Origin of the sequence: Streptomyces laculatispora (assembly GCF_017353455.1) — a bacterium.
Taxonomy (GTDB): Bacteria; Actinomycetota; Actinomycetes; order Streptomycetales; family Streptomycetaceae; genus Streptomyces; species Streptomyces laculatispora.
In genome coordinates this window covers 1-6,533 of record NZ_JAFMPZ010000647.1, presented here as the reverse complement: position 1 = coordinate 6,533, position 6,533 = coordinate 1, and the positions used below count along the sequence as shown (strand labels likewise).

The window sequence follows — 6,533 nt, the reverse complement described above, 5'->3', positions numbered from 1 at the left end:
GGGTACGGGGGGTGGCGGCCATGGTCGTCATTGTCAGGCATCGACGGGCGAGGCGACCACGTCGGGCTGCTCGCTGCGCCCCTGACGGGCGTCGGTCAGGAACGCCCCGACCAGCAGGGCGCTGACCAGTGCGGTGGCGCCGATGACGAGCAGGACCAGGCTCATGCCGTGTACGTACGCCGCGTCGGCGGAGTCCGCGAGCCGCTGCGCACCGAGCCGTGCGGCGACGGCGTGGGCGGCGACGACCGAGTCCCCGGCGGTGTCCGCGGCGGCGGCCGGTACGCCGGTGGTGTCGAGCCGCCCGCTGTAGGTGCCGGCGAGCAGGCTCCCCAGCAGCGCGATCCCGAGGGCGCCGCCCGTCTGGCGTACGGTCATCAGCAGCCCCGATCCGCTGCCCGCCCGGTCCGCGGGCAGGGTGCCCAGGGCGGCGTCCATGGCGGGCACGACGGCGAAGCCGAAGCCCAGCCCGGCGACGGAGAGCCATAGCGCGGTGAAGCCGTAGCCGCTGTCGACCGTCGTGCGGCTGCCGAGCAGCGCGGCGAAGGCGAGCACGATCAGCCCGGCGGACATCGTGGCGCGGGCCCCGAAGCGCGCGGTGACCGGGCCGCCCGCCTTCGCGGCGACGATCAGCCCGCCCATCATCGGCAGCATCCGCACCCCCGTACCGAAGGCGTCGTTGCCCAGGACGGCCTGGAGGTACCCGGGCAGGATGAACATCAGCCCCGCCATCACGAACATCACGAGCGTCGCGGCGAGGGCGCTCAGCAGGAACGGCCGCTGCCGCAGCAGCGACATGTCGAGCATCGGGCGCACGGCCTTGCGCTCCCGCAGGACGAGCGAGGCGAGCAGCACCGCGCCCGTGGCCAGCACGGCGAGCACGAGCGGGTCGCCCCAGCCACGGCCCGGCGCCTCGATGATCGCGTAGATGAGGGCGCCGAGGCCGACCGCGGTCAGCGCGGTGGACACCGCGTCGACCCGGGGTGCCGAGGGGTCGCGGGTTTCGGGAAGCAGGAACACGCAGGCGGTGATGCCGATGCCGACCATCGGGATGTTGACCAGGAAGATCGAGCCCCACCAGAAGTGGTCGAGCAGCCAGCCGCCGAGGATCGGGCCGAGTGGCATACCGAGCGCGGAGGCGGCCGAGACGATGCCGATGGCCTTGATCCGGTCCTGCGGTTCGCCGAAGAGTGAGGGCAGTACGGCCATGGCGAGCGGCATCACGAGTGCGGCGCCGACGCCCATGACGCAGCGGGCGGCCACGACGGAGGTCACGCCGCCGGCGAGCGCGCCGACGACCGAGCCGGCGAGGAAGATGCCCAGACCGGTGATGAGCATCCGGCGGCGCCCGAATCTGTCGCCGAGCAGGCCCGCCGGAAGCATCAGGGCGGCGAACACCACGACGTAGGCGTCGGCCATCCACTGCTGCTCGCCGGTGGTGGCGCCGAGGTCTCCGGCCATGGTCGGCAGTGCCACGTTGAGGATCGTCATGTCGAAGCCGAGGACGAGCATGCTCGCCATCAGTGCGCCCAGGGCCCACCAGCGTCTGGTCATGTCCAGCTCCCTTGATAGTTACTGTCAAATGACAGTAACTATCAAAAGGTATGGAGTGTCAATCCGATCCGTGCTCTTTCCTGCCGCCGGGAGGGAGCGCGGCATGCGAAATGGCCGCGGCTCGGAAGCCGCGGCCATGAGGTGAGGGAGGGTTTGCGGGGCTTGCCGGGCTCAGCCCTGGCTGTACGCCACCAGGGAGATGCCGACGTAGTGCGCGACGAACGCCGCCAGGGTCAGGGAGTGGAAGACCTCGTGGAACCCGAACCAGCGCGGTGACGGGTTCGGCCGCTTGATGCCGTAGATGACGCCGCCGGCGCTGTAGAGCAGCCCGCCGACGACGACCAGCACGAGCACCGCGATCCCGCCGGTCCGCATGAAGTCCGGCAGGAAGAAGACCGCGGCCCAGCCCATCGCGATGTAGCAGGGCGTGTAGAGCCAGCGCGGGGCGCCGACCCAGAACACCCGGAAGGCGATGCCCGCGGCCGCCGCGCCCCAGACCGCCCACAGGAGCGGGGTCCCGGTGGAGCGGGGCAGGAGCAGCAGGGTCAGCGGGGTGTAGGTGCCCGCGATGATCAGGAAGATGTTGGCGTGGTCGAGCCTGCGCAGCACGGCCTCGCCGCGCGGCCCCCAGGTACCGCGGTGGTAGACGGCGCTCACGCCGAACATCAGGCACGCGGTCAGGATGTAGATGCCGCAGGCGATCCGGCCGCGAGTGGTGTCCGTGAGCGCGATGAGCACGATGCCGGCGATGAGGACCGCGGGGAACATGCCGGCGTGCAGCCAGCCGCGCATCCGTGGCTTCAGCGGGACGGCGTCGGTCTCGGCTGGTTCCAGCCCGGCAGGTTCGGGCGCGGCGGCAGCAGTCATTCCCGCATCGTACCTACGCCACCGTAGGTTGCGAATATGAGTGGTGATGCTCACGTGGGCGGCCCTCTGGACATATGGGCGGAATGGTCGGATGATCAAATGAGTGCGGTCGGCACCGGATGAGCGCCAGGGGAAATTCGAAGGGGTAGAAGCATCCGGGTCGCAGCCCCCACGGGGCAACTACCAGACAGACACCCTCATCAAGGAGCGATCGTGGCGCGCGACATCGCGGCTCCCCTCACTGTTCCCACCAACCACCAGGAGCTCGTCTCCTGGGTCGACGAGATCGCAGCCCTCACCGAACCGGACCGGGTGGTCTGGTGCGACGGCTCCGAAGCCGAGTACGAGCGCCTGTGCGGGGAGCTCGTGGCCAAGGGCACGTTCACCAAACTCGACGAGATCAAGCGCCCGAACTCGTACTACGCCGCCTCCGACCCGAGCGATGTCGCGCGGGTCGAGACCCGTACGTTCATCTGCTCCGAGAAGGAGGAGGACGCCGGTCCGACGAACCACTGGAAGGCCCCCGCCGAGATGCGGGAGATCTTCGTGGGGGACAAGGGCGTCTTCCGCGGCTCCATGCGCGGCCGCACCATGTACGTCGTGCCCTTCTGCATGGGCCCCGTCGGTTCGCCGCTCTCCGCGATCGGCGTCGAGATCACCGATTCCGCGTACGTCGCCGTCTCGATGCGCACCATGACGCGCATGGGACAGCTCGTCCTCGACGAGCTCGGCACCGACGGATTCTTCGTCAAGGCCGTCCACACCCTGGGCGCCCCCCTGGAGGAGGGCCAGGAGGACGTTCCGTGGCCCTGCAACTCCACCAAGTACATCTCGCACTTCCCCGAGGACCGCGAGATCTGGTCCTACGGCTCCGGCTACGGCGGCAACGCCCTGCTCGGCAAGAAGTGCTACGCGCTGCGCATCGCCTCCGTCATGGCGCGCGACGAGGGCTGGCTCGCCGAGCACATGCTGATCCTCAAGCTCACTCCGCCGCGCGGGGAGTCCAAGTACGTCGCGGCGGCCTTCCCGAGCGCCTGCGGCAAGACGAACCTCGCCATGCTGGAGCCCACGATCTCCGGCTGGACCGTCGAGACCATCGGCGACGACATCGCCTGGATGCGGTTCGGCGAGGACGGCCGGCTGCGTGCGATCAACCCCGAGGCCGGCTTCTTCGGCGTCGCACCCGGCACCGGTGAGCACACCAACGCCAACGCCATGAAGACCATGTGGGGCAACTCCGTCTTCACCAACGTCGCGCTCACCGACGACGGCGACGTCTGGTGGGAGGGCATGACCGAGGAGCTCCCCGAGCACCTCACGGACTGGAAGGGCAACGACTGGACCCCCGAGTCCGATACGCCCGCCGCCCACCCCAACGCCCGCTTCACCGTCCCGGCCGGCCAGTGCCCGATCATCGCGCCCGAGTGGGAGGACCCGAAGGGCGTGCCGATCTCGGCCATCCTCTTCGGCGGCCGCCGCGCCTCCGCCGTACCGCTGGTCACCGAGTCCTTCACCTGGCAGCACGGTGTCTTCCTCGGGGCCAACGTCGCCTCCGAGAAGACCGCCGCCGCCGAGGGCAAGGTCGGCGAGCTGCGCCGCGACCCGTTCGCCATGCTGCCGTTCTGCGGCTACAACATGGGCGACTACATGAACCACTGGATCAAGGTCGGCGCGGACAAGGCCGACCAGTCGAAGCTCCCGAAGATCTACTACGTGAACTGGTTCCGCAAGAACGACGCGGGCAAGTTCGTCTGGCCCGGCTTCGGCGAGAACAGCCGGGTCCTGAAGTGGATCGTCGAGCGCCTGGAGGGCAAGGCCGAGGGTGTCGAGACCCCGATCGGCATCCTGCCGGCCAAGGGCTCGATCGACACCGAGGGCCTGGACCTCTCCGAGTCGGACCTGGACTTCCTGCTCAAGGTCGACAAGGAGGTCTGGCGCGAGGAGGCGGCGCTGATCCCCGAGCACCTCAACACCTTCGGTGAGCACACGCCGAAGGAGCTGTGGGACGAGTACCGCGCGCTGGTCCAGCGCCTCGGCTGATCCCTCGGGCTGATCCCCGCCGAACCGCCGCGCCGGCAGTGACCGCGGCGCGGCGCCGCGGGTAGGTGGCACCCGGTCCACGCGCCTCTACGGCCCGTGGACCGGGGCCGTCAGAGGGCGCCGACCAGGCGCGACGGGGCGGCGGAGGAGCCGTCGGCAGTGGCCGGGGCCGCTGCGGCGTGGGCGTCCATGCGCTCGGCCGAGAGGATCGCGACGGCCGTGTCGGCGCGGGACGCCGCCACCACCAGCGCGCGGCCCGCGAGGGCGTGGGCGCGGCGGTGCAGGGCGGGTGCGGGCATCTCGGTCAGACCGGCGTGCCGGGCGGGCGGCGCGCCGCGCAACCGTGCGACCTGTTCGGCGATGCGGTCGCCCGCCTCGCCGAGCCCCAGTTCGTCGGTGACCGCGAGCAGTGCGGCCAGATGTCCGGCGAGCTGGATGTCCAGCTCTTCCTCGCGTGTGCGGTGCGGGAAGTCGTCGGCGTGGTCGGCCGGTGTGTGGACCGATTTGGTGCGGATCGGTTCGTACATGGATGGCCTCCTGGTGTTGCTGTGGATCCATCCTAGCTTGGATTCAGTCTAAAGTTGTCCAGATTCGGGACCGGGTGGTGAAGGCCATCGCCGAGACCGGGTCTACACCTGGCCGTACCCGTCCAGGAAGCGGGCGATCCGGCCGATCGCGTCCGTCAGGTCCTCGGTCGAGGGCAGCGTCACCACCCGGAAGTGATCGGGCTCCGGCCAGTTGAACCCCGTCCCCTGCACCACCATGATCTTCTCGGCCCGCAGCAGGTCGAGGACCATCTGCCGGTCGTCCTTGATCTTGTAGACCGTGGGGTCGAGCCGCGGGAAGAGGTACAGCGCCCCCTTCGGCTTCACGCAGGTCACGCCCGGGATCTGCGTCAGCAGGTCGTACGCCACGTCCCGCTGCTCCAGGATGCGGCCGCCCGGCAGCACCAGTTCGTTGATCGACTGCCGCCCGCCGAGCGCGGAGGCCACGGCGTGCTGCGACGGCATGTTGGCGCACAGCCGCATATTGGCCAGGATCGTGAGCCCCTCGATGTACGAGGAGGCGTGCGCCTTCGGCCCGCAGACCGCCATCCAGCCGGAGCGGTATCCGGCCACCCGGTAGTTCTTGGAGAGCCCGTTGAAGGTGAGCACCATCAGATCGGGCGCGATGGCGGCGGTCGGGGTGTGGGTCGCCCCGTCGTACAGGATCCGGTCGTAGATCTCGTCGGAGCAGACGACCAGGTTGTGGCGCCGGGCGATCTCCGTCAGCCCGCGCAGCATCTCGTCGTCGTACACCGCACCCGTCGGATTGTTCGGGTTGATGATCACGATGGCCTTGGTGCGGTCGGTGATCTTCCGCTCGATGTCGGCGAGGTCCGGCATCCAGTCGGACTGCTCGTCGCAGCGGTAGTGCACGGCCGTGCCGCCGGCCAGCGAGACCGACGCGGTCCACAGCGGATAGTCCGGAGCCGGTACGAGCACCTCGTCCCCGTCGTCGAGCAGCGCCTGCATCGACATCTGGATCAGCTCGGAGACCCCGTTGCCCAGGTAGACGTCCTCGATGTCGAGGTCGATCCCCTTGGTCTGGTAGTGCTGCATCACCGCCCGCCGCGCGGACAGCAGCCCCTTCGCGTCGCCGTAGCCGTGCGCCCCGGAGAGGTTGCGCAGGATGTCCTCAAGGATCTCCGGCGGGCACTCGAAACCGAACGCGGCAGGGTTGCCGGTGTTCAGCTTGAGGATGCGATGGCCTGCTGCTTCCAGCCGCATCGCCTCCTCCAGCACGGGGCCCCGGATTTCGTAACAGACGTTGGCGAGCTTCGTGGACTGGATGACCTGCATGTCTGCGAGCTTACGGCTGTGTTTCGCGGGGTGCCCGGCCTTTCCCCGCAGGTTGAGCCACCCGTGTCGCCCGCCCGCCCGGCCCGGCTTCCATCCCATGCGCGTACCGCCCGCGAACCGTGGGAACCCGGGGCGCGGACGGGGGCCGGGCTTGGAAAGGGGTGGGGACGGGACGTGACGGACGAGAGCGGGTGAGATACGCCACGGGGCGCCGGGCGAGCAGGGGTCCACCCC

General features: G+C 69.7%; 5 protein-coding genes. 1 reads left to right on the top strand and 4 read right to left on the bottom strand.

The window, feature by feature from the left end:
* Positions 1 to 33: 33 nt before the first annotated feature.
* Positions 34 to 1,551 (bottom strand): DHA2 family efflux MFS transporter permease subunit, encoded by a 1,518-nt coding sequence (locus J1C73_RS33805; RefSeq protein WP_207319698.1) that lies wholly within the window; start codon positions 1,549 to 1,551, stop codon positions 34 to 36.
* Positions 1,552 to 1,722: 171 nt separating this feature from the next.
* Positions 1,723 to 2,418 (bottom strand): PAQR family membrane homeostasis protein TrhA, encoded by a 696-nt coding sequence (gene trhA / locus J1C73_RS33800; protein ID WP_207319697.1) that lies wholly within the window; start codon positions 2,416 to 2,418, stop codon positions 1,723 to 1,725.
* Between the two features lie 213 nt (positions 2,419 to 2,631).
* On the opposite strand from trhA, the gene J1C73_RS33795 reads away from it, so the two are divergent.
* The gene (locus tag J1C73_RS33795; protein ID WP_207319696.1) at positions 2,632 to 4,458 is read left to right on the top strand and encodes a phosphoenolpyruvate carboxykinase (GTP); all 1,827 of its coding nucleotides are present in this window, start codon (positions 2,632 to 2,634) and stop codon (positions 4,456 to 4,458) included.
* A gap of 110 nt (positions 4,459 to 4,568) precedes the next feature.
* On the opposite strand, the gene J1C73_RS33790 is transcribed toward J1C73_RS33795, so the two are convergent.
* Positions 4,569 to 4,985, bottom strand: a complete 417-nt coding sequence (locus J1C73_RS33790; RefSeq protein WP_207319695.1) for an SCO4983 family protein — start codon at positions 4,983 to 4,985, stop codon at positions 4,569 to 4,571.
* Positions 4,986 to 5,087: 102 nt separating this feature from the next.
* Positions 5,088 to 6,299, bottom strand: a complete 1,212-nt coding sequence (locus tag J1C73_RS33785; protein ID WP_207319694.1) for a pyridoxal phosphate-dependent aminotransferase — start codon at positions 6,297 to 6,299, stop codon at positions 5,088 to 5,090.
* Between the last annotated feature and the right edge of the window lie 234 nt (positions 6,300 to 6,533).